Annotated in this window: 19 protein-coding genes; 16 read left to right on the top strand and 3 right to left on the bottom strand. The window is 36.1% G+C overall.

Annotation, left to right across the window (positions count from 1 at the left end):
- Positions 1–93 precede the first annotated feature (93 nt).
- The 5 genes from C406_RS0107815 to C406_RS0107795 all read left to right on the top strand — a co-directional run bounded on the left by C406_RS0107815 (position 94) and on the right by C406_RS0107795 (position 6,658).
- The gene (locus C406_RS0107815) at positions 94–1,749 is read left to right on the top strand and encodes a methylmalonyl-CoA mutase family protein (RefSeq protein WP_017380045.1); all 1,656 of its coding nucleotides are present in this window, start codon (positions 94–96) and stop codon (positions 1,747–1,749) included.
- Entirely contained in the window at positions 1,739–3,892 is a 2,154-nt protein-coding gene (scpA, locus tag C406_RS0107810) for a methylmalonyl-CoA mutase (protein WP_017380044.1), read from the top strand. Before C406_RS0107815 ends, scpA begins: the two co-directional genes overlap by 11 nt.
- A complete protein-coding gene (meaB, locus tag C406_RS0107805; protein ID WP_017380043.1) occupies positions 3,892–4,986 on the top strand; it encodes a methylmalonyl Co-A mutase-associated GTPase MeaB in 1,095 nt (364 codons plus the stop codon). Before scpA ends, meaB begins: the two co-directional genes overlap by 1 nt.
- Before the next feature lie 62 nt (positions 4,987–5,048).
- The gene (locus C406_RS0107800) at positions 5,049–5,489 is read left to right on the top strand and encodes a BrxA/BrxB family bacilliredoxin (RefSeq protein WP_017380042.1); all 441 of its coding nucleotides are present in this window, start codon (positions 5,049–5,051) and stop codon (positions 5,487–5,489) included.
- Between the two features lie 179 nt (positions 5,490–5,668).
- Positions 5,669–6,658: an aromatic acid exporter family protein gene (locus tag C406_RS0107795; protein WP_017380041.1), complete on the top strand. Its 990-nt coding sequence runs from the start codon at positions 5,669–5,671 to the stop codon at positions 6,656–6,658.
- A gap of 111 nt (positions 6,659–6,769) precedes the next feature.
- Here the strand turns inward: C406_RS0107795 and prli42 are convergent, their stop codons facing one another.
- Positions 6,770–6,865, bottom strand: a complete 96-nt coding sequence (prli42, locus tag C406_RS20505; protein ID WP_017380040.1) for a stressosome-associated protein Prli42 — start codon at positions 6,863–6,865, stop codon at positions 6,770–6,772.
- Between the two features lie 126 nt (positions 6,866–6,991).
- Between prli42 and mce the strand changes: the two genes are divergently transcribed.
- The 6 genes from mce to C406_RS0107760 all read left to right on the top strand — a co-directional run bounded on the left by mce (position 6,992) and on the right by C406_RS0107760 (position 14,424).
- Complete coding sequence (mce, locus tag C406_RS0107785; RefSeq protein ID WP_017380039.1) at positions 6,992–7,402, top strand: methylmalonyl-CoA epimerase; 411 nt, start codon at positions 6,992–6,994, stop codon at positions 7,400–7,402.
- Positions 7,403–7,407: 5 nt separating this feature from the next.
- Entirely contained in the window at positions 7,408–8,955 is a 1,548-nt protein-coding gene (locus C406_RS0107780) for an acyl-CoA carboxylase subunit beta (protein WP_017380038.1), read from the top strand.
- A 14-nt stretch (positions 8,956–8,969) separates the two neighbouring features.
- Entirely contained in the window at positions 8,970–10,094 is a 1,125-nt protein-coding gene (locus C406_RS0107775) for a M20/M25/M40 family metallo-hydrolase (RefSeq protein WP_017380037.1), read from the top strand.
- A 90-nt stretch (positions 10,095–10,184) separates the two neighbouring features.
- Complete coding sequence (locus C406_RS0107770; RefSeq protein WP_017380036.1) at positions 10,185–11,450, top strand: DNA polymerase IV; 1,266 nt, start codon at positions 10,185–10,187, stop codon at positions 11,448–11,450.
- Position 11,451: 1 nt separating this feature from the next.
- Positions 11,452–12,396 carry a ribonuclease Z gene (gene rnz / locus C406_RS0107765; RefSeq protein WP_017380035.1) on the top strand — a complete coding sequence of 315 codons (945 nt, stop codon included), beginning with the start codon at positions 11,452–11,454 and terminating at the stop codon, positions 12,394–12,396.
- Between the two features lie 768 nt (positions 12,397–13,164).
- Entirely contained in the window at positions 13,165–14,424 is a 1,260-nt protein-coding gene (locus tag C406_RS0107760; protein WP_017380034.1) for a murein hydrolase activator EnvC family protein, read from the top strand.
- A 616-nt stretch (positions 14,425–15,040) separates the two neighbouring features.
- Here the strand turns inward: C406_RS0107760 and C406_RS0107755 are convergent.
- On the bottom strand, positions 15,041–15,415 hold the full coding sequence (locus C406_RS0107755) for a YidH family protein (protein WP_017380033.1): 375 nt from the start codon (positions 15,413–15,415) through the stop codon (positions 15,041–15,043).
- A 304-nt stretch (positions 15,416–15,719) separates the two neighbouring features.
- Between C406_RS0107755 and C406_RS0107750 the strand changes: the two genes are divergently transcribed.
- Both C406_RS0107750 and C406_RS20700 read left to right on the top strand, forming a co-directional pair.
- Positions 15,720–15,989 (top strand): SunI/YnzG family protein, encoded by a 270-nt coding sequence (locus C406_RS0107750; RefSeq protein ID WP_017380032.1) that lies wholly within the window; start codon positions 15,720–15,722, stop codon positions 15,987–15,989.
- A 96-nt stretch (positions 15,990–16,085) separates the two neighbouring features.
- Positions 16,086–16,262 carry a hypothetical protein gene (locus C406_RS20700; protein ID WP_017380031.1) on the top strand — a complete coding sequence of 59 codons (177 nt, stop codon included), beginning with the start codon at positions 16,086–16,088 and terminating at the stop codon, positions 16,260–16,262.
- Positions 16,263–16,922: 660 nt separating this feature from the next.
- On the opposite strand, the gene C406_RS0107735 is transcribed toward C406_RS20700, so the two are convergent.
- A complete protein-coding gene (locus C406_RS0107735; protein WP_017380029.1) occupies positions 16,923–17,525 on the bottom strand; it encodes a TetR/AcrR family transcriptional regulator in 603 nt (200 codons plus the stop codon).
- A gap of 136 nt (positions 17,526–17,661) precedes the next feature.
- Between C406_RS0107735 and C406_RS0107730 the strand changes: the two genes are divergently transcribed.
- The 3 genes from C406_RS0107730 (at position 17,662) to C406_RS0107720 (ending at position 22,596) form a co-directional block, all read left to right on the top strand.
- Positions 17,662–18,567, top strand: a complete 906-nt coding sequence (locus C406_RS0107730) for an ABC transporter ATP-binding protein (protein ID WP_017380028.1) — start codon at positions 17,662–17,664, stop codon at positions 18,565–18,567.
- Positions 18,560–19,342 carry an ABC transporter permease subunit gene (locus C406_RS0107725; RefSeq protein WP_017380027.1) on the top strand — a complete coding sequence of 261 codons (783 nt, stop codon included), beginning with the start codon at positions 18,560–18,562 and terminating at the stop codon, positions 19,340–19,342. Before C406_RS0107730 ends, C406_RS0107725 begins: the two co-directional genes overlap by 8 nt.
- A gap of 1,184 nt (positions 19,343–20,526) precedes the next feature.
- The gene (locus C406_RS0107720; protein WP_155966712.1) at positions 20,527–22,596 is read left to right on the top strand and encodes a Z1 domain-containing protein; all 2,070 of its coding nucleotides are present in this window, start codon (positions 20,527–20,529) and stop codon (positions 22,594–22,596) included.
- Positions 22,597–22,610 lie beyond the last annotated feature (14 nt).

Genomic DNA, 22,610 nt, shown 5'->3' with positions numbered 1-22,610 from the left:
TTTTCGGTCATCGGGCTTTTGTTCTATTATCAAAGTTAAAAATCGGGTAGACTAGAAGTAAGTAACAAATTCAAAGGAGGCGCAAGCGACACTATGGTCATCAATCAAATGAAAAACACTACGTTTCCTAAAGCAACTTATGAAGAATGGAAAGTTGAAGCTGTTCAATCGTTAAAAGGTAAACCGTATGAGCAACTGGTTACACCTACTTTTGAAGGAATTGACCTTCAACCTTTGTATACTGCTGAACATTTACAAAAAACCTTAAATTATTCCGAAATGGTTTCTCAAGCCAAACAAGATGCAAAATGGATAATTGCGCAACCAACATCTGCCAATTCGGCTAAAGAATTTTTACATAAAACAAAAGATCAACTTACACGTGGAAACGAAATGATTGTTTACACTGGTACTTCAACTTCATGGGCCTGGTCCAACGAAGAGCTTCTAGAATTAGTGGAGCTATTAAAAACTCATCCATTCTATATTTCAGTAAAAACAACTAATGATCAAGTAATTGGTGTTTTTGACCTTATTTCAAAACAAGATCATGAAAAGTTAATTGGTTTTGTAAATGGTGTTTCGTTACCATTTTTAAAGACAGTGATATCAACTAATTTCATCCACCATTCAGGGGGTACCGCGGTTCATGAACTAACGTATGCCTTATTATCTTTGTCAAAACTAGCAGAGAAGCAAAGTGATTTTTCGAATAAAGCAGCTGTCCAGTTTGCGATTGACACGAATTTCTTTATGGAAATCGGGAAACTACGTGCATTCCGTGTATTATGGAAAGCTTTTGCTACTGCATATGACGTCGAACAAACGTCCATTCCTATAGTAGCTGAGACTTCACTACGATCTTATTCAAAACTTGATCCAACAGTAAACTTATTACGAGCGGGAAATGCAACGTTTTCTGCAGTTTTAGGAGGGGCGGATATGATCAGCGTTCACCCTCATGATATATTAACTGGCAGCTCACCATCATCTGAACGAATGGCACGTAATGTCCAACTCGTTATTCGGGAAGAAACGATGGTGAATAAAATGATTGACCCTTCTGCGGGGTCTTACTATGTCGAATCATTAACGGCAGATCTTGTTCGTCAATCATGGACTTTATTTTTACAAGTATTAGAAAAAAAATCTGAAGATCAAGAAGATTATTTATTGGCGTTGGCACGTGAAGTACAATCTTCAAGAACGCAGGTTCTAGCAAAACGCAAAGCATCATTGATTGGAACGAATATATACGCTAATCCAGTAGACGTAGTTTCATTTACTGATTCCGATGTTGAAACAGAAAGATTAGCCATTCCATTTGAACAACTACGAATGCAGTTTACAGAGCACCCATTAAAGGCTGCCGTGGTTTCATTTGGCGTGTTAAAAGATGTTAAACCAAGGGCTGATTTTGTTCAAGGCTTCTTGCAAGCAGGTGGGTTAGATCCTGAAATAAGTCCCGTTTTTACAACTTCTGTTGATGCATGGCGTTGGGTGAAGTCAAATCATGTCGACTATGTGGTAATAGCAGCTAAAGATGAGGTTGTGAAAGAAATCTTACCGCTATTTATTGAGCAATCAGATAAACAAATTATTATTGATGTTGCAGGAAAATTCCCTGAAGAACAACAATGGCGTGAATTAGGTTTAAACGGCACTATTTTTGCAGGTCAAGATTTGATTGAAAAAATGCATCAACTTTTACATGTCAAAAATGAAGGGATACGTGGATATGAAGCCTAATTTCAAAGCGATTCAATTAGAGGATTTTGTTTCTCAAGAAAAGAATTCATCTGCTACTACAGATTCCTTTTTAACTAATGAAGGCATACGCCTGACGTCAAGATATGCAAAAGAAGATGTAGCATCACTAGAGCATATTTCAGATTTCCCAGGAATTGCGCCAAATACACGGGGGCCATATCCGACGATGTATGTGTCACGGCCCTGGACAGTGCGCCAATATGCAGGATTTTCGACTGCAGAAGAAAGCAATGCATTTTATCGTAGAAACTTGGCGATGGGACAAAAAGGATTGTCGGTTGCATTTGATTTAGCGACACATCGTGGATACGACTCCGATCATCCACGAGTAACTGGAGACGTTGGAAAAGCAGGGGTAGCGATTGATTCGATTGAAGATATGAAAATTTTGTTTGATGGTATTCCTCTTGATCAAATGTCTGTGTCGATGACTATGAATGGTGCAGTATTACCGATTTTAGCGTTTTACATTGTGACAGCAGAAGAACAAGGCGTCACACCTGAGAAGCTTATTGGAACGATTCAAAACGATATTTTAAAAGAGTATATGGTGCGTAATACGTATATTTATCCACCAAAAATGTCAATAAAAATTATTGCTGACATATTTGAATATACATCAAAATTTATGCCGAAATTCAACTCGATATCAATTTCCGGCTATCATATGCAAGAAGCAGGGGCCACTGCTGATATTGAATTAGCTTATACGCTTGCTGATGGTCTAGAATATGTTCGTACAGGGTTAAAAGCAGGCATTGATATTGATTCATTTGCCCCTCGGTTATCGTTTTTCTGGGCTATTGGTATGAACTACTTTATGGAAGTGGCTAAAATGAGAGCTGCTCGTCGAATTTGGGCACAGATGATGCAAACATTTGACCCGAAAAACCCGAAATCACTAGCACTTCGAACTCATTCTCAAACGTCAGGATGGAGTTTAACAGAACAAGACCCGTTCAATAATGTTACACGAACACTTATTGAAGCAAATGCAGCAGCAATGGGTCATACCCAGTCTTTGCATACTAATGCACTAGATGAAGCCATTGCTTTACCTACAGATTTCTCAGCTCGTATTGCTCGTAATACCCAGCTTTTCTTGCAAGAGGAAACAATGATGACAAAAGTTATTGACCCGTGGGGCGGTTCGTATGCCGTTGAAAAATTAACGGATGAATTAATGCAAAAAGCATGGTCTTTGATTGAAGAGATAGAAGACCTGGGTGGAATGACAAAAGCAATTGAAACAGGATTACCGAAAATGAAAATTGAAGAAGCCGCTGCGAAAAAACAAGCACAAATTGATTCAGGAAAAGAAATCATAATTGGTGTTAATAAATTTCGATTAGCCGAAGAAGACCCGATTGATATATTAAATATTGATAATACGGTTGTGCGACAAAAGCAAATTAATCGAATTGAAAAAATGAAACAAACGCGCAATGATGATGAAGTTCAACTTGCACTAAATGCTCTTACAAACGCAGCGAAAACAGGGGAAGAGAATTTACTTGCATGCGCAGTACAAGCAGCGAGAGTTCGTGCAACACTTGGTGAAATTTCAGATGCCATTGAAAGTGTATCAGGTCGACATAAGGCGGTGATTCGTTCCGTGAGTGGTGTATATAGTTCAAACTTTTCAAATGAAGAAGAAATTCAAGCGGTTAAAGATATGACAGAAGACTTTAAAGAAAATGAAGGGCGTCGCCCCCGAATTTTAATTGCTAAAATGGGACAAGATGGACACGATCGTGGAGCTAAAGTGATTGCCACTGCCTTTGCTGATTTAGGATTTGATGTAGATATTGGACCATTATTCCAAACACCTGAAGAAACAGCTAGGCAAGGAGCGGAAAATGATGTACATGTAATCGGCGTTAGTTCTCTTGCTGCAGGCCATATGACATTAGTTCCAGCACTCCAAAGTGAATTGAAAAAAATTGGACGTGAAGATATTCTCATTGTTGTAGGTGGGGTTATTCCTGCTCAAGATTATGCGTTCTTGCGTGAAAATGGAGCAGCTGCGATTTTTGGACCAGGAACGGTCATTCCTGTGGCTGCTGGGAAAGTCATAGAAGAAATTTACCGACGTCTAGGGTATGAGGAAGTGACTGAATAATGGAAGGTCAAGAGAATCAACAGAAAAGTGCTATGAACGTTATGAATGGCCTCAAGTCAAAGCATGACGGAATGGGACAAGCGGCGCGAAAGCAATTTCGACGGACATCAAAAAAAGAGATTTCTGTCGAAGAATTTTCTCGTGAAATTCTTCTTGGTTCTAGGTTCCATTTGGCTAAAGCTATCACGTTACTTGAAAGTACTGTTTCTGAAGACAAAAGAACAGGTCAACTATTATTACAAGAACTTCTCCCGCACACTGGAAAGAGCATTCGAATAGGTATAACGGGTGTTCCTGGTGCAGGGAAAAGTACGTTTATTGAAGCGTTCGGAATATACTTATGTAATAAAGGATTTAAAGTAGGAGTACTCGCCATAGATCCGAGTTCTAGTCTTTCTGGAGGCAGTATATTAGGTGATAAAACAAGAATGGAAGAGCTTGTTAGATACGAGAACGCATTTATTCGCCCATCACCTACGGCAGGAACGTTAGGTGGGGTTCATAAAAAAACACGGGAAACCATGTTACTGTGTGAAGCTGCAGGCTATGACGTAATTTTGATTGAAACGGTCGGTGTGGGACAAAGCGAAACAATTGTGCGCGGCATGGTCGACTTCTTTATGTTGATGGTATTAACAGGTGCTGGAGATGAATTACAAGGTATGAAAAAAGGCATAATGGAATTAGCTGATTTGCTAGTCGTGCACAAAGCTGACGGCGACAATACGAAAATGTCGAAGAAAACCGCAGCTGAGTATGAGCAAATTCTTCATTTCCTACAACCTGCTACTCCAGGTTGGACTACCAAAGCTATGCCAGTCTCTTCCGTTGAAAACAAAGGAATACATGAAGTATGGGAAAAAATTTGTTCTTTTAAAGAGAAGTTAATTGATTCAGGTGTTTTTATAGAACGTCGTCAATTTCAAACAAAAGATTGGTTTCATACTATGATTACAGATCGATTAATGGACAATTTTTATGGATTACCAGAAACGAAAACACAAGTTAAATTTCTCGAAAAAGAAATATTACAAGGTGATATTACGGTGTCACAAGCAGTTGAAAATTTATTTCCTGTCGATAGTCAAACTTAGTTTTTGCGTGTCTATTAATGAAATGATATTATGGGAATTGAAGATTGAAAGGAGTTTTACAAATGAACATGGATTTTAACTTATTAATGAATGATATAGTACGTCAAGCACGTGGTGAAATGGAAGCTAGCGGCTACGAACAATTGACGACTCCAGAAGATGTTGAAAAAGCATTTGCTCGTAAAGGTACTTCACTAGTCATGATTAACTCGGTGTGTGGTTGTGCGGGTGGCATAGCTCGTCCATCTGCTGCGAACGCGGTTCACTACGATAAACGCCCAGATCATTTAGTGACAGTATTTGCAGGACAAGATAAAGAAGCGACTGCTCAAGCACGTATGCTATTTGGAGAAGAACACTTGCCATCATCACCTTCATTTGTTCTTTTAAAAGATGGACAAGCTGTCGCTGAAGTTGGTCGTCACGAAATTGAAGGACATGATCCAATGTCAGTAATTACACATATTCAAGCACTTTTTGAAGAGCATTGTGACGAACTATAAGATAGAAAAGAGAGCACTGAATTAGTGCTCTTTTTTGTACTTTTGTAAGTTAGTCTATCTTCAAGATTCGGCTTGAAATCTCCTTTTTTTAATTCGGTCTTTCCGAAGTTTCAGTGTAACAAAAATGGACTTCTACGCTTATTGGTGTGACTCTTTAAGCTAAGAAAGATGGTGAAAGAATGCAATTTAGACGATTTCGTATCGGCTATCGCACGCTAAAAACAGCAGTAGGTGCAAGTATTGCCATGCTGATCGCAATGTTTTTAGACTTGGATTATTACAGTTCTGCTTTTATATTAACGGTGTTATGTATTCAACCAACCAAAAGGAAGTCATTGCGGGCCGTATATTCCCGTATTATTTCGACTATTATTGGTGTGGGATTTGCTTTCGTCTTTTTCGAAGGTATAGCTTATAATCCAATTGTTTTCGGTCTTTTAATATTACTTTTTATTCCAACTCTTGTGTCTTTTAAACTTCAAGATGGTTTTGTTTCGAGTGTGGTAATACTTCTGCATTTATTTGACGCGAAATCCCTGACGATGTCGTTGATGTGGAACGAATTTCAATTGATGGCTGTCGGCTTTGGTGTCGCATTGCTCGTAAATATCTACATGCCAGACATTGAAAAAGATTTAAAAAAATATCGTTTAGACCTCGAATCTTTGTACGCAAAGATTTTTCATGAAGTTGCGTTGTATTTACGTAATGGTGATTCGAATTGGGATGGGAAAGAACTCGTACAAGTATCTGAAGTGATTGAAAAAGGCAAAGCTCTCGCCTATCAAGATGTAGAGAATCATTTAAATAGAAGACAAAATTTGCATTATCTTTATTTCGATATGCGTGAACAACAGTTCGAAATAATTGAAAGAGTTCTTCCAAAGATTACAGCGTTACCTGTTACTATTTCTCATTCACAACTTGTAGCGGACTTTATTGAAGATTTGGCGAACCATGTGCATTCCGGAAATACGGCACATCGTTTTATTTCCAAACTAGATGAAGTTAAAGAAGAATTTTCTACAATGCCATTACCTAAAGATCATGAAAACTTTTTAGCTATGGCGGCACTGTACCAGTTTATTGAAGAAATGGAACAATATTTACGGATAAAAAGTAACTTTATTGGCTTCACTACGAAAAAAAAGACAGCTTCGAAGGACTAAATACTCCTTCAAAGCTGTCTATTGTTAGAATTAGAAAGTAATTACTTTTGTCAATATGTGTGTCTAGCTATCCAACGCAGTTACCAGGTTAGAGTGCGCTTTACACTTAATTTAAAAGAATAAGCTTAAACCAAATAATGCACTAGATAATACCATCATGATAATCATTAAATAGACGATGAACTTTCGGAAACTTTCATTACGCATCCCAAACAACTCCTTTACCTCACTATTTATAAGTTTAGAGGAAACTGAAAAAAATCTCAAGAGGTAGAGTTTTCAAATGAAAATCGGTACAATAGAAAGTGGAGAAAGCAGAAGGGTGTGACTAATTTGAAAAAGGTTGATCATATCGGTATCGCCGTTAGAAATTTAGATGAAACAATCCCTTACTATACAGAAGTTCTAGGTTTAAAAGTATTAAAGATTGAAGAAGTTACATCTGAAGCAGTTCGTGTGGCTTTCATCGATGCAGGTAATGTCAAACTAGAGTTACTAGAGCCTATGTCAGAAAAAAGTGCGATTCATGCATTTATTGAAAAAAAAGGTGAGGGCATTCATCATATTGCTTTTGGAGTCGAAGGTATTGAAGAACGGATGATTGAACTTCGCGAAAAAGGCATTCGTATTTTAAATGAACAACCGAAAATTGGAGCGGGCGGTGCACAAGTTGCATTCTTACATCCGAAATCTTCATATGGTGTGCTCTATGAATTATGTGATAAAAGCGGTCTAAAGGGGTAAAATACATGGATATTTATGAGAAAATTAATGACTTATACGATCGCAAGCGTGAAATTGAGCTTGGGGGCGGAGACGAAAGAATTGAAAAGCAACATGCAAAAGGTAAATTAACAGCTCGTGAACGTATTGATTTATTAGTAGATAAAGGAACGTTTGTTGAATTAAACCCATTTGTGGAACATCGTACGGTTGATTTTGGTATGGACACTCAAGAGGGTCCTGGAGAAGGTGTCGTAACAGGTTACGGTAAAGTAAATGGTCGTGCCATTTATTTATTCTCACAAGACTTTACCGTTTTTGGTGGAGCACTTGGTGAAATGCATGCAATGAAAATTGCCAACGTTATGGATTTAGCTGCTAAAAACGGTGCTCCTTTTATTGGCTTAAATGATTCGGGTGGTGCGCGTATTCAAGAAGGAGTCCTATCACTGGATGGCTACGGACATATTTTCTATCGCAACACAATCTATTCAGGCGTAATTCCACAAATATCTGTAATATTGGGACCTTGTGCTGGTGGAGCTGTGTATTCTCCGGCTATTACGGATTTTGTTTTTATGGTAGATAAAACGAGTCAAATGTTTATTACAGGTCCGAAAGTAATTGAAACTGTTACAGGTGAAAAAATTTCTTCTGAAGACTTAGGTGGTTCAAAAGTACATAATGCCATCAGTGGTAATGCTCATTTCCGTGCTGAAACGGAACAGGAAATATTACAACAAGTTAGAGAATTATTAAGTTTCTTACCTCAAAATAATGATGAGAAACCACCTCGACTTGAAGTTGACAATCTTGACGATTATCGTCCGGATTTAACGGATGTCGTTCCTTTTGATGCGATTCGTCCTTATGATATTCGGAGAGTCGTTGAACAAGTTGTGGATCAAGATTCTTTCATGGAAGTCCAAAAAGAATTTGCTCGTAATGTTGTAATTGGACTTGCTCGTATTAAAGGGGAAGTCGTCGGGTTAGTGTGTAATCAACCAAAAGTAATGGCTGGTGGACTTGATATCAATTCTTCAGATAAAGCAGCTCGTTTCATTCGATTCTGTGATTCCTTTAATATTCCACTCATTACATTTGAAGATGTAACTGGATTTTTCCCTGGAATTAAGCAAGAACATGGAGGAATTATTCGTCATGGTGCTAAAATTTTGTATGCGTATTCAGAAGCAACAGTTCCGAAAATGACCGTCATTTTGCGAAAAGCTTATGGTGGGGCATATGTAGCACTTAACTCGAAGTCAATTGGCGCGGATCTAGTGTTTGCTTGGCCAAATGCAGAGATTGCAGTTATGGGTCCTCAAGGGGCTGCAAACGTAATCTTTTCCCGGGAAATCGCGCAAAGCGACAATCCTGAACAAACCCGTGCGACAAAAATCGAGGAATATCGCGAGAAATTTGCAAATCCTTATGTAGCTGCTGCTCGTGGTATGGTAGATGATGTTATAGATCCTCGGGAAACACGTATTAAACTTATTCAAGCGCTAGATATGATGCGCAATAAAAAAGAAACACGACCAGCTAAAAAGCATGGGAATATCCCACTATAAAGGAGTTTTTTCACTTGACCAATCAACGATTAGTTGATGAATTTTTAGAACTTATACAAATTGATTCTGAAACAAAACATGAGCAAATTATTGCGCCTATTCTAAAAAGAAAATTAGAAGATTTAGGTTTTGATGTAATTGAAGATGATTCAGCTGCTAAAAGTGGTCATGGTGCAGGGAACTTAATCGCGACTTTAAAAGGAACTAAGTCAGATGTAGATACGATTTATTTCACATCACACATGGACACAGTGGTTCCTGGTAAAGGAATTAAACCTGAACTTCGTGAAGATGGTTATATTTATTCGGATGGAACAACTATTTTAGGTGCAGATGACAAAGCTGGTATTGCCGCTCTCTTCGATATGGCAAAACGTTTGAAAGAAGAGTCAATTGAACACGGGGATATTCAGTTTATAATTACTGCTGGAGAAGAGAGTGGTTTGCAAGGCGCGAAAGAAATGGACACTTCTCTAATTACCGCGAAATATGGCTTTGCTGTAGACTCCGATGGGAAAGTGGGGGGTATCGTTACAGCGGCTCCTTACCAAGCGAAATTATGGACAACCATTCGCGGGAAAACGGCACATGCGGGTGTGGCACCTGAAAAAGGTATTTCGGCAATAAACATCGCAGCTAAAGCTATTTCAAGAATGTCTCTTGGTCGAATTGATGAAGAAACAACTGCTAATATCGGCAGTTTTGAAGGTGGGCGTGCAACGAACATTGTCTGTGATGAAGTGAATATTTTATCTGAAGCCCGATCAATTGTTCCCGACAAATTAAACAAACAAACGGAACATATGAAATCAACATTTGAAGAAACAGCCAAAGAAATGGGTGGCATAGCTGAAGTAGAAGTGAAGCTGATGTACCCTGGATTCCGTTTTGGTCCTGAAGAACATGTTACTCAAGTAGCTCTTCAAGCAGTAAAGAATATTGGTCTTACTTCAACTCTAGCAACTAGTGGTGGAGGAAGTGACGCAAATATTATAGCTGGGTTCGGCATTCCTACTGTTAATTTGTCAGTTGGCTATGAAGACATTCATACGAAAAATGAACGTATGCCTATAAAAGAACTTGAGAAATTGTCTGATTTGCTTGTGGAAATTGTGAAAGTTTCTGCTACACAAGCTTAAAATATCTTTATAAAAATCGAGACGTCAGGATGCCCTGTTGTCTCGATTTTTGTTATGATAATAGAAAGAATTAGAAAAGGCGATGAGGCCATGACAAGCATAAAACGAGGGACTGCTCGTATAATTTTTCATATTGATATGAATAGTTTTTATGCATCTGTTGAGCAATCATACGATACAAGCTTAAAAGGTAAAGCTATTGCCATTGCTGGAAACCCGAAGGAACGTAGAGGGATTTTAGTGACATGTTCTTACGAAGCACGTGCAAAAGGTGTGTACACAACGATGAGCGTCTGGGAAGCGAAACGTAAATGCCCAGAGCTGATATTATTGCCCCCTAACTTTGAACGGTACCGAATCGCATCTCGCGCTATGTTTGAAGTGCTAAGAACATATACGAAACAAGTAGAGCCAGTATCGATAGATGAGGGGTATATGGACGTCACAGATATCGACAGCAATCTCAATGCACTGCAAATAGCAGACGACATTCAAAAGAGATTGCTAATGGAACTTGACTTACCTTGTTCGATTGGAATTGCTCCCAATAAATTTTTAGCTAAGACGGCGTCAAACATGAAGAAACCGATGGGCATTACAATTTTACGTAAACGTGATATAGATAAGATGTTATGGCCACTTCCAGTTCTAGACATGCACGGTGTAGGAGAAAGTACGGCAAAAAAAATGTATAGTATTGGGTTACAAACTATAGGAGATATTGCTAAATCCGAAGAAGGTGTATTAAAAGAAGCTCTTGGGAAAAATGGTATTCGATTGAAAAAATGTGCAAATGGACTCGATGACCGTTTAGTAGATCCTGATTCTGTGTATGATACGAAGAGTGTAGGCAATTCAACGACATTGCCTAGTGATGAGAATGAACTTCAAGAATTAAAAAAAGTGTTTAAACGATTAAGTACACAAGTAGCCAATAGACTAGAAGCAAAGCGTTTAGCGGGTCCAACGGTTTCAATACAAATTCGTGATACAGATTGGCGAAATTCTTCGCGTAGTCAATCGTTTCAGAATTTAGTTTATGAAAAAGAAAAGATTTTTGAAATAGCTTGGTCTTTATTTACTAAAAATTGGGATGGACAGCCTATACGTCTATTAGGTGTGACAGTAAGCAATGTGGTAGATCGTGTGGACTTAACTGAACAATTATCTATTTATAATTTTGAAGAACACGCTAAAGAAGAGCCGATTTTAAGTTTAGTCGAATCACTTCAACAAAGATTTGGCAAAGAAATGATTACTAGAGGCCAAACTCAAGCTAGAAAGCCAACGTATGAGTCTAAAACGAGTTTTAGTAAAGACTTTTTAGATGATCATAAAGATAGGGAGAAGAAGTGATATGGAACTGCAATTTTTAGGCACTGGAGCTGGTATGCCTTCTAAACAACGGAATACAAGTGCGCTTGTTGTGAAATTAATGCAAGAAAGAGGCACATTTTGGTTATTTGACTGTGGAGAAGCAACACAACACCAAATGTTACATACGACGTTAAAACCACGAAAACTTGAAAAGATATTTATCACACATATGCATGGAGATCATATTTTCGGGTTACCAGGTTTACTAGGGTCTCGCTCTTTTTTAGACGGAAAAGAACCGTTAACCATATATGGACCAGTTGGCATAAAAGAGTGGGTTATCACTACAATACGCTTATCCCGAACCGTATTACAATATCAGTTGAATATTATCGAAATTACAGAAGGCGTGATATTTGAAGATGAACAATTTTCAATTGAAGCAAAATTGCTAGATCACGTGATGCCATGTTTCGGTTTTAGAGTTTTACAAAAACCACTTCCACCCGTGTTGTTAATTGAAAAAGCCCAACAACTAGGTGTGCCGAAAGGTCCTATGTTAGCTAAATTAAAAAATGGTCATGATGTGGTTTTAGATAATGGGCAAACTGTTTATAGTCAAGATGTAACGGCTGATACAGTTAAAGGATTTTCTTTAGCCATTTTAGGAGATACGCGTTTTTGCCAAGCATCAATTGAATTAAGTAAAGATGTAGATATCGTCATTCATGAAGCTACATTTGATGCAGGAACCGAAGACCTCGCTAAACCGTATGGACACGCCACCATTACACAAGCCGCACAAGTGGCTAAAGAAAGTGGAGCGAAGCATTTAATTGTTCAACATATAAGTGCACGATTTTTACCGAGTGAAGTCGAGAAACTCCGGAAACAAGGGTTATCTGTATTTCCTTCAATTACAGTTGCAGAGGATTTTGCTGAATTTGAATTGATACAGGATGAACTAACTCAGATATATAAATAAGCGCACCTGAGATTTCTACTTCTCAGGTACGCTTATTTTATTAGTTATGCAAGCTGATTTTTATTCGATATGAATCAATAGACTTATATCCTTCAGCTATTATTGTCTCCATTTCAATCCATTTTCTTCTTGTGTTTCTTTACGTTTCGCACTAAAAATATAACGTGCCCAATCCTTTTGATAAGCAAACGTCAAATGGTTGTTAAATAAAATATGGAAAGGCTTATGTTGAATTTTGGCATCGGTCTTTTTATTTGTAGAAAATAGTGTAAAAAGTTAGTTGTTGGTAGGTCTAAGTGCTTGCGTTTGTTTGGGTAAATTAAACATATATCATTATTGTAATAGTATTGTAATGATATTTTGTCGAATTTCTTGTTATGATAGTCACGTTGGAAAATAATAAAAGCAACTCAGGAAAGAAAATACGTGGTTAAAAATATATAATTTAATTGAAAAATGGCAATTACGCCGTCGCAAAATTGAAATTATGAAACTAGTAGGCGCAACAAATGGGTTTGTTCGAATCCTGTTCGTTTTAGAAGGAATGTGATCGGGATACTTGGTATGATTTTGCCCATTACACTCGTAACTCTTCGTTATTACAAGTTATTTAATATGCTTCAAGCATATTTAGAAGGTGAATTATTTAGTTTATACTGTTAACTCCATCTTCCTACCAAGTCAACAGCCATATTTTACTAAGGGGCAAGATTTATGGAAGGATGGAAATTTTTAAACGTATAAACGTGATTTTGAAAGGGGAAGAACATGAAAAAGAAACAATCTAAATGGATGGTAGTAACCATTGCAACAGTGTTAGGGTGTTCATTATTAATGACACAATCTCCCACATTGGCGAACTCAGTAAACGATTTAAAAAAAGAGCAAAAACAATTGGACCAGAAAAGTAATCAATTGAATTCATCAATTAACCAGAAAAAAAACGACATTTCAATAAATCAAACAAACCAAGAAAGATTGCAGGCTCAAATTCAAACTTTAGACAGCAAAATTCAAAAAACAAGTAGTGAGATTGATAACATACAAGGCGATATTAAACGTACGAATGTTGAAATTGAAAAATTACAAGAGTCTATTAAAATATTGAAAAAGAAAATTGCAGAGCGTGACGAATTAATAAAAGAACGATTAAGAGCTGTTCAAGTTAGCGGTGGATCTGTAGATTATATAGATGTTTTACTAGGTGCTAGTAGTTTTGCAGATTTTATTGACCGTTTTTCTGCTGTCAGTACTCTAATGGATGCAGACAAGAAAATTTTGAAAGAACAAGCGGACGATAAAATATTGCTTGAAGAACAAAAGACTTCAGTTGAAGAAAAACTTACTCAACAAAAACAAAGTCGAGATAGATTAGTGAACCTTAAAGCAAATCTTGATTCTCAAAAAGTTTCAAAAGACAAGTTAGTAGATCAACTAGAAACAAAACTAATGGAATTAACTAAAGATAAACATAAACTTGAAGAAGAACATGAAGAAGTACTCGAAGTTAGTAAAGAAGTTGGGAACAAAGTTGAGGCAGAACAATCTCGTTTAATCGAAGTTGCTCGTCAAGCTGAAACTGTTTCAGCTCCAGCATCTGCAGCACCAGTTACATCTTCAGGGACATGGACACGTCCAGCTGCTGGTCAATTCTCGTCTACATTTGGCGGTCGTAACATTGGTTCAGGTGATGAGTTTCATTACGGAAGTGATATTGCAAATAGTATTGGAACACAAATTGTCTCTGCAGCAAGCGGCGTTGTTTCTCACGCAGGACCAATGGGTACTTACGGAAATGTAATCATGGTTACTCACTCGATTAATGGTCAAATTTTCACCACAGTTTATGCACATTTAAGCGCTATTAATGTCAGATCTGGACAATCTGTTTCAAAAGGACAAGCAATAGGCAAAATGGGAAGTTCAGGCCGTTCGACAGGCTCACATTTACATTTTGAAGTTCACGTAGGTCCATGGAATGGTGCACGTTCAAATGCTGTAAATCCGATTGGTTATGTATCATTCTAAAAAGACCTAACGGTGCTCACTCTCATTAAATTGAGGGTGAGCTTTTTTTGTACATGTTTATTTCTCCTATTCGTGGGTGGATATCTGTTTGAACCAATTAAAAAGAGCCAATGGAAAGGCTGATTTACTAGTTCTATCATTGGCTCTTTGCAATTAGTTTAGTCTTTAGTTTACTTCTTATATTGTCCTCGCAAGTAATCAATGACTGAGAATGTAATTTGCTTTTCGAGACTTCCGTACTGATGATAGAAATCCAATCGTTGCCCATTAAATCGAAACTTCTCAAGTAAAAAGGGAACGCCAGATTTAGCTATCCATATAATATATATGTGACAATACATTTTCAAGCAGGTAATCTCGCAGAATTTGGTTATCAAGACGAAAATAGTCCATAGATTCTAGACCGTAGACAAATATTATTTTTTGAAAATTTCGATCTTTTTTCTTGTAGTTAACCAAGTATTTACTATCCAATATGATATTGTTAGTAATAAAATTGTAAATCGTTTCTTGAATTCGTAACGCCCTTCCCAAATATTACGGGAAGTGATTTGTTGCCACATGTCGAGCTGCCCTTATGTAGCTAATCCTTTTCCTTGTTAACTAATTGTCAGGTTTAATTCCATAAATACATAAAATAGAAACCAAAATAGAGGATTATTAAAGTTAGAAGTGAAGATAAGAAAATTATAAAAAATCTTGGATGTTTAAATGTTTGGGTATTTATAGCCTTTCCTTTATTCAAATAGTCTAGTGTAGCAAAGATAATAGTTACAATTCCCAGGACAACAGAAGAGTATCCAATCCCTTTCGCGAATTCATCACTTATATTTTGACGAAGTGAAGTTGAAGCAAGATGTAGATTAGTAACTAAAAAGCCAATACCGATAAAGGCAAGGGCTGTTCTAATCCATGCTAAGTAGGTCCGTTCATTTGCTAAATGTTGTTGAATATACTTTGAATCAGCAGTTTGAGGTTTTTGAACATCCATATATTAAACACTTCCCAAATTAGTCGATTTGATATAAAAAATTATAACCTGTTTTATGTTTAATGTTAAATACAGGGTATTAGAATTTGTGAACAGTTTATCCAGAAGAGTACAGCAATCAACACTACAGAAGGCCTTCTCATTCACTCCTTTTGATCGGGACGTTTGGAGCAACTGAGTGGTTATTTAATTGTAATGTCAACATAGGGGGTATCCGAGATACAATCCAGGTGATTAAGTGAATCGAGGGTTTAAGTTATCCTAATATGTTAAAATAAGTTAATTAATAGGAAAGAGGGATATTTTGTTTGAGATATTTGTAAAAAAAGTTAATTCTGATATCGTGATTAGATGGCTATTATCAAAGATAACCATTCCAATATCTGATATTTTAACAGTTACCACAGATGACACTTATGGCGGAAAAGAAAAACAGGCAATAAGAATCGGAATGCCGTATGGCACAACAGATAGAGTAGTTATCATCACAAACGAAAACACATATATTTTATTTACAACCAACTACATATCGATACAAAAAAAACTAAACTCGTACATCCATTCAATTAAATAAATAGACTGTCAAAAACCGTTGGCGTTTTCCAAGTGAGGAATTTGTTTTGAGGTATAAATTGACTGACTTTTAAAACTGACAAAAGGGAGTGGAAATTTGAAGACATCAACTGGCTTATTAATTCTAATTGTTGTAATGCATCTCATCACGCTTACTAATATTACCCTTTTCAATGGGGATTGGAATGGAATAGTTTTATGGTTAAATACAGGTTTATTTATAGCAGCGATAGCCTTCTATTCATTGAGTAAAACAAAAAAACAAAAAGCCTAAAAATTTTTATTTCAATTCTTTTTGTTCAAATATAAAGTCTATACATGCCAATTAAGTAAGTGAATCAAGGAGTTACGGACGGTTCATCTAGTTTCTGGTTCAACTAACGCAGCAGATTAGTTGAAGATTTGAAGAACGAAAGTAAGAGGCTTAAATCGAGTCACTCAACGCTTATCAGTGACTACATGTATTCGTTGATAAAAGGGCATTCTATCAATCTTTTTTGGAGGTTTTTGTTCTATTACTGTATATAATTCCTAGTTAATTGAATAAAAATTTTTGAAAGGATGTGTCTCACGAAATGGAAATAACAACAAATAAACGGAAGTTTTTTCAGTGGGGTGGGTATTTTGTAATAATGCTTACTCTTCTTTTAAGTATAGTGCTACATCTAACAAGTATAGATCAGAATATATCTGAAAGCACAATTGATGCTATTAAATGGACTGGGGTTGTGCTTGGTCTTATTCTAACCTTGGTTTCCTTTTTATTTCCCAATAAGAAATAAAAGGATGGTATAAAGAATCTCAACTAAAGGGTGCTTTCGTATTATAAGGTTAACCAGTTTTTACTGGTTGACCTTTTTTTAATAGGATTTAATATATCAGTCGATTTGCCTGGTGAATCTCAATAAAACCTTGTAGAGGTGCAAAATAACTCTTAAAATAAGCTCGTATTATCTAACAAAGTGACATTTCCTGCTCCTATTAGTTTCTTCATAATACCCTCATCAGAAAGATCTGTTAATAGCTCTACCAATTTCTCAATAGATGGGGCTTTTTCTTGGCTGAACCAATAGCTTAGAATACCTATCGTTGCTGATAAAGCATATTCCAATGTGTATTCCAGTTCAAAGTCGTCTTTTGCTCCTTGCGCAACTAGAGTTTCTTTTATCATGGGCTTGATGCTGGCTTTTATTCTGCCCTGAAAAGCTGGATCCCCTTGATCTCCTAGAAGTACTATTAGATATTTGCTGTGACTTGAATACGTGCTGATAAGTACTTCAAATGGAAATGGGTCATCTGGAGAAGATAGCTGCTTGATTGGCAACTCTTGTAACTTGGAAATCAAATTGTTTTCTATTTTCTCTAAGACATCATACACATCGGAAAAGTACTCATAAAATGTAGACCGATTATATCCCGCTCTCATAGTAATCTCCTTAATTGTTATTTTATCTATTCGCTTAATGGAGTAGAGTTCCCAGAAGGCCTGTATTAAATTTTGTTTTGTTTGTGCAGTGACTGTTTGATTCTTTGTCATGTCTTTTCCTCCCCAGGAGTCTTATTATCCGACATTTGAGGTACCAATGTCGGTTGATAGTGACATAGGTACATAATATACTAATATCATACGACATGTTGTTGGATAAATAAAGAAGAATTGGCGGGTGGTTTAAGTGATAGCTATAGAAATCGAAAATCTTACAAAGAATTATGGAAACAATCAGGGGATTTTTGATATTTCATTTAAAATTGAGGAGGGTGAGGTATTTGGTTTTCTTGGTCCTAACGGTGCGGGCAAAACAACTACGATCCGCCATCTATTGGGATTCATTAAACCTCAAAGTGGCAAGTCTACTATTTTAAATTCAGATTCCTGGAACCAATCGAAAGAGATTCAAAAGCATCTCGGTTATTTACCTGCAGAGATTGCTTTTCCAGCAAACATGACCGGTACACAGATCATTCAGCATGTTGCTAATATGCGCGGTCTTCATGATATGACGATGGCTCATCAATTAATAGAGATGTTCGACTTAGATCCATCAGCCCTAATTAAGCGAATGTCCAAGGGGATGAAACAAAAGGTTGGGATTGTTTGTGCTTTTATGCATGATCCGAAGATTCTCATTCTTGACGAACCAACAACAGGCCTTGATCCTTTTATGCAATCGGTATTTGTAAAACTAATTCACCAGGAAAAACAAAAGGGAAAAAGCATACTTATGTCTTCTCATCTATTTGAGGAAATTGAAGGAACTTGTGATCGTATTGCTATGATAAAGCAAGGGAAATTAATTTCGGTAATGAACTCTCGGGATTTTAAGCATTTTGATAAAACCACATATAAAATATCGTTTCGAGACCTTCAGGACTTTCAATCTATTCAGAAGGAAGGTTTTATATTTAGTGAAATTCAAGAAGAAGCTTTATATGTCATGTTAGAAATAGAAGACCTTCAAATTAATGAACTAATATGCGCTCTGTCGAAAAGAGATGTGACATCCATTCGTGAAATGAAGTACTCACTAGAAGATTATTTTATGAACTTTTATAAAGAAGGGAGTATTGACCATGTTTGATAAGTCCTTATTTATCCACTTAATAAAAACGAATCTGAAAATATTTATTATCATTGCAGGAGCACTTTCTTTATTAATCGGGATTGTAATGAGTATTTTCACCCCAGAAACCATGGATGAAATTACAAAAGCAAGCATGGATACCCCTATTAATCCGTTAGGTGACATATCAACCTTAATCGCCTTTGTAGCAAATCAATATTTTGGAAATTTCGCCCTCATTTTTGCCATGATTTATTCCATTATTATTGGAAATAAGCTGATTGCAGATCAAGTAGATAAAGGCAGCATGGCCTATCACCTGTCAACTCCTATAACGAGGACCCAGTACACTTTTACAAGTGCCATTTATTTTGTTTCCTCACTATTGGTAATGTTCGGGTTGGTATTTGTTGTAGGATACGGAGTGGCAGAGCTAGTTCAGCCTGGTGAGTTGCCAGTAAAGGAGTTCTTCATTCTAACAGTAGGTTCTTTATTGTTACATTTGGCAATCAGTGGAATCACCTTCTTTGCATCCTGTTTATTTAACCGTTCAAGTAATTCTCTTGCCCTTGGTGCAGGACTAACTGTGTTTTTCTATGCTGCAAATATTCTTTCTGGAATGAGTGCCAGCTTGGAATTACTTAAAAGCATAACTATTATAGCTCTCTTTGATACAAATGCTATAATACAAAATGAAAGCTATGGGGGTCAATTAGTCCTTCTAGCTATGTTAACTTTTGTCCTATATTTCATTGGGATTATCGTCTTTAAGCGTAAAGACCTACCATTGTAATATGTGTCAAACACTTTGAAATTCAAATTTTCACATCAAATTTCACAATCCAGTAGTAAGAATTGATAAGAGTTAAATGAATTACACACAACTTTAGGTACTACTAGACATTAAGCACATTAAATTTTTAAAAAACAAGGTCAATCCTTTTTGAGGATTGACCTTGTTTTTATGCGCTATGGAAAGTAGAAAATTTCTCAGCTACTTTTATTATAGGTACCTGATTGCTATATACTATTTCACTTTTCTCATTCTTAAAGAGAAGCAAACGTGGCTGAAACTTAAGCCTAACAATTGGTGGAATTATCACACCAATTGTCATCTTATCATCATTGATTTTTCGTGCAAATCGGTGCATTAACAGGTTTGTTGGTAACTAGACAAGCGCTGTCGATGATGACCTTAATTTGGATTTTAATGCTTATCGGAATTGTTGTAACTAATGCTGTTGCTTCTTGATCGCGTTGAAACAAACCGAAAACAAGGGATTGAATTGGCGACGGCGATTGTAGAAGAATCAAAAACACGTTTGCGGTCCGATTTTAATGACGGCTTTTGCAACCATTTTTGCCCTAGTTCCTTTTAGCACTACCAAATTTATCTTCAGGACTGATTTCAAAAGGTCTGTAAGTCACAGTTATTGGCGGATTAACGACTTCCACATTGTTAACTCTTATTTTCGTTCCTGTTTTGTATCATATTTTTATGTAAATATGGAAAAATGAATTAATCGAGGAAAGTATATTGCGGTGTGTAGCTCACAACTTATGAGTGAGCTAAGTACCACTAACCCGACTAAATGTAAAAACGAGAAATGCCTGAAACCCTTGATATTTGGTTTTCAGTCGTTTTTAATTTTCTTGTTTAGTTAACCCAATTGTGTTCTAAAACTTCCATTAAATTGAGAATAAACTTATATATTTTTGCAATGGTATGTATGTAATTTTATTTTCATCCTCTCTGAGCTAGTATTAGCTAACTTTCGTAGAATTAAAAATCAGATCAGACAATATGGGATTGTCTTTACTAGTCGGAGTCAGTCAAGAATTATGTGTCATTTATAAAAGATATTTAGTGGTCTGAATATTTAAATATGGTAAAATAATACTAGGTCTTTAGATTTAGAGCTGATTATACAAATTTAAAAAGAATTTAAATAAAAGGGGATATATATGGTAAGTCAGATGAAAGTTCAAATAAATAAAAATGGTCTATTTTATGATTATTTATCTGTAAAAAACAAATACGATAAGGCTACAAAAGCATGTGTTGAAAATACTGTAGAAAAATTAAAAATGGAATCAACAACATCTAATAGACCAGGAATTTTATTAGGGAAAATCCAATCTGGTAAAACTAGGACATTCATAGGAATCATGGGTTTATCCTACGACAACTCAGTTGATATAGTAATTATATTAACTAAAAATTCGAATGCTTTAGCTAAACAGACATATCAAAGATTGACCAATGAGTTTGGAGATCAAGTGCTAAATGATAAAATGCAGGTTTTCGATATTATGTCCTTACCTACAAACTTAAGGAAATTTGAACTCTCTCAAAAATTAGCTATTATTGTCAAAAAAGAAACAAAGAATATGGATCGATTAAATAACGCGTTATTTGAATTATATCCGGATTTAGCAACGAAAAAAATTCTCTTTATAGACGATGAAGCTGATTTTGCAAGTGTTGCTTTTGAACATAAAAAAGAATCAGATATTACTGAGATGAAAGTTATTTCTGGAAAAATAGAACGATTAAGAGAAAAACTGAAGAATAATGCTTCATTTTTACAAGTAACAGCTACCCCATACTCTTTATATCTTCAACCTGAAGATATGCGAATTCATGAACATAAATTATTTCAACCTATAAGACCTTCTTTTACTGAACTAGTCCCTATACATGACAAATATGTTGGTGGAGAAATATACTTTGAAAAATCGGAAGAAAAAGGGCATTTAGCTTCATATTTATATCATGAAGTAGCAGAAAAGGAATTAGTAATTTTAAAAAGACCCGACTATAGACGAATTAAGATGGATAAGTTGCTATCAAGTTCGGCTGTTAAAGATATCCGGTCTTCTATAGTTAACTTTCTTGTTGGAAGTTGTATAAGAAGGTGGCAGCAAGAAAAATTAGGGCAGAAAATTCAAAAGTATGCATTCATCATTCATACAGAAAGAGGGAAATCTTCTCATGAGTGGCAAGAACAAATAATAACTGAGATAGAAATCAGCTTACGTAAAGTTGCTGAAGCGCAAGATGAAAATTTTCATATTCTTATGAGAGAGTCATATAGCGATTTAATGAAATCTGTCAGTCTACTAGATTTACCTCAACCTTCTTTTGAAGAAGTAGTAACAGTAGTCCAAGAATCTCTTGTTAACGAGTATCTTTTAAGTTCAGTTGTAAATTCTGAAAAAGATGTCAATCAATTATTAGATGAAACGGGACAACTTAGATTGCGAACTCCAATGAACATTTTCATTGGTGGACAAATATTAGATCGTGGAGTGACAATCAGCAATTTAATTGGCTTTTACTATGGTCGTAATCCGAAGTCGTTTCAACAAGATACAGTACTACAACACTCAAGAATGTATGGAGCTCGATTAATCGAAGATTTGTCAGTTACTAGATTTTACACAACAAAAAGGCTTTATGATGTTATGAAAAAGATACATGAATTTGATAGTGAACTTCGTAGAGCTGTCGAAACTGGAGGACACGGACAAGGAATCGTATTTATTCAAAGAGATAATGTGAATAAGATTATACCTTGTAGCCCAAATAAAATATTACTTTCTAATATTACAATGCTGAAACCACATAAACGCTTACTACCAGTAGGCTTTCAAACTGGTTCTAAAATAAAAATACAAAAATTAATAAATCAAATTGATCAATTAATTCAATGTGAAAAAAGTGCTCAGCAAGATGAAAATACGGTTAGAGTTTCAGTTAACGTTGCGAAACAAATAATTACCTTAATACATGAAACTTTAAAAATGGAAGATGGTTATGAATGGGACCTAGATGAGTATTTATCAGTATTAGATTATTTATCATTTGAAACTGATTCTGATAATCAAGGATATGTATGGTTAGTTATTAGGGAAGGAAGAAATATTAAACGTAAAGATAGAGAAGACCGTTTTGAAAATTCCCCTGATACACCTAAAGGTGAGAAGGGAGAACTACGAGTAGCACGGTCAGTGGCAAAAGACATCCCAGCTTTAATTTTGTAGATTATCATTTTAAG

The organism is Paenisporosarcina sp. TG-14 (assembly GCF_000297555.1).
Lineage (GTDB): Bacteria > Bacillota > Bacilli > Bacillales_A > Planococcaceae > Paenisporosarcina > Paenisporosarcina antarctica.
This window is presented reverse-complemented; position numbering and strand designations above follow the sequence as displayed.

Excerpts from the sequence above, each read along its gene's own strand:
- C406_RS0107725 (WP_017380027.1), top strand. The coding sequence starts at position 18,560 with ATGTTTGATAAGTCCTTATTTATCCACTTAATAAAAACGAATCTGAAA.
- C406_RS0107770 (WP_017380036.1), top strand. The coding sequence starts at position 10,185 with ATGACAAGCATAAAACGAGGGACTGCTCGTATAATTTTTCATATTGAT.
- rnz (WP_017380035.1), top strand. The coding sequence starts at position 11,452 with ATGGAACTGCAATTTTTAGGCACTGGAGCTGGTATGCCTTCTAAACAA.
- C406_RS0107800 (WP_017380042.1), top strand. The coding sequence starts at position 5,049 with ATGAACATGGATTTTAACTTATTAATGAATGATATAGTACGTCAAGCA.
- prli42 (WP_017380040.1), bottom strand. The coding sequence starts at position 6,865 with ATGCGTAATGAAAGTTTCCGAAAGTTCATCGTCTATTTAATGATTATC.
- C406_RS0107720 (WP_155966712.1), top strand. The coding sequence starts at position 20,527 with ATGAAAGTTCAAATAAATAAAAATGGTCTATTTTATGATTATTTATCT.
- C406_RS0107755 (WP_017380033.1), bottom strand. The coding sequence starts at position 15,415 with ATGGATGTTCAAAAACCTCAAACTGCTGATTCAAAGTATATTCAACAA.
- C406_RS0107760 (WP_017380034.1), top strand. The coding sequence starts at position 13,165 with ATGAAAAAGAAACAATCTAAATGGATGGTAGTAACCATTGCAACAGTG.
- scpA (WP_017380044.1), top strand. The coding sequence starts at position 1,739 with ATGAAGCCTAATTTCAAAGCGATTCAATTAGAGGATTTTGTTTCTCAA.
- C406_RS0107735 (WP_017380029.1), bottom strand. The coding sequence starts at position 17,525 with ATGACAAAGAATCAAACAGTCACTGCACAAACAAAACAAAATTTAATA.
- C406_RS0107795 (WP_017380041.1), top strand. The coding sequence starts at position 5,669 with ATGCAATTTAGACGATTTCGTATCGGCTATCGCACGCTAAAAACAGCA.
- C406_RS0107815 (WP_017380045.1), top strand. The coding sequence starts at position 94 with ATGGTCATCAATCAAATGAAAAACACTACGTTTCCTAAAGCAACTTAT.
- meaB (WP_017380043.1), top strand. The coding sequence starts at position 3,892 with ATGGAAGGTCAAGAGAATCAACAGAAAAGTGCTATGAACGTTATGAAT.
- C406_RS0107780 (WP_017380038.1), top strand. The coding sequence starts at position 7,408 with ATGGATATTTATGAGAAAATTAATGACTTATACGATCGCAAGCGTGAA.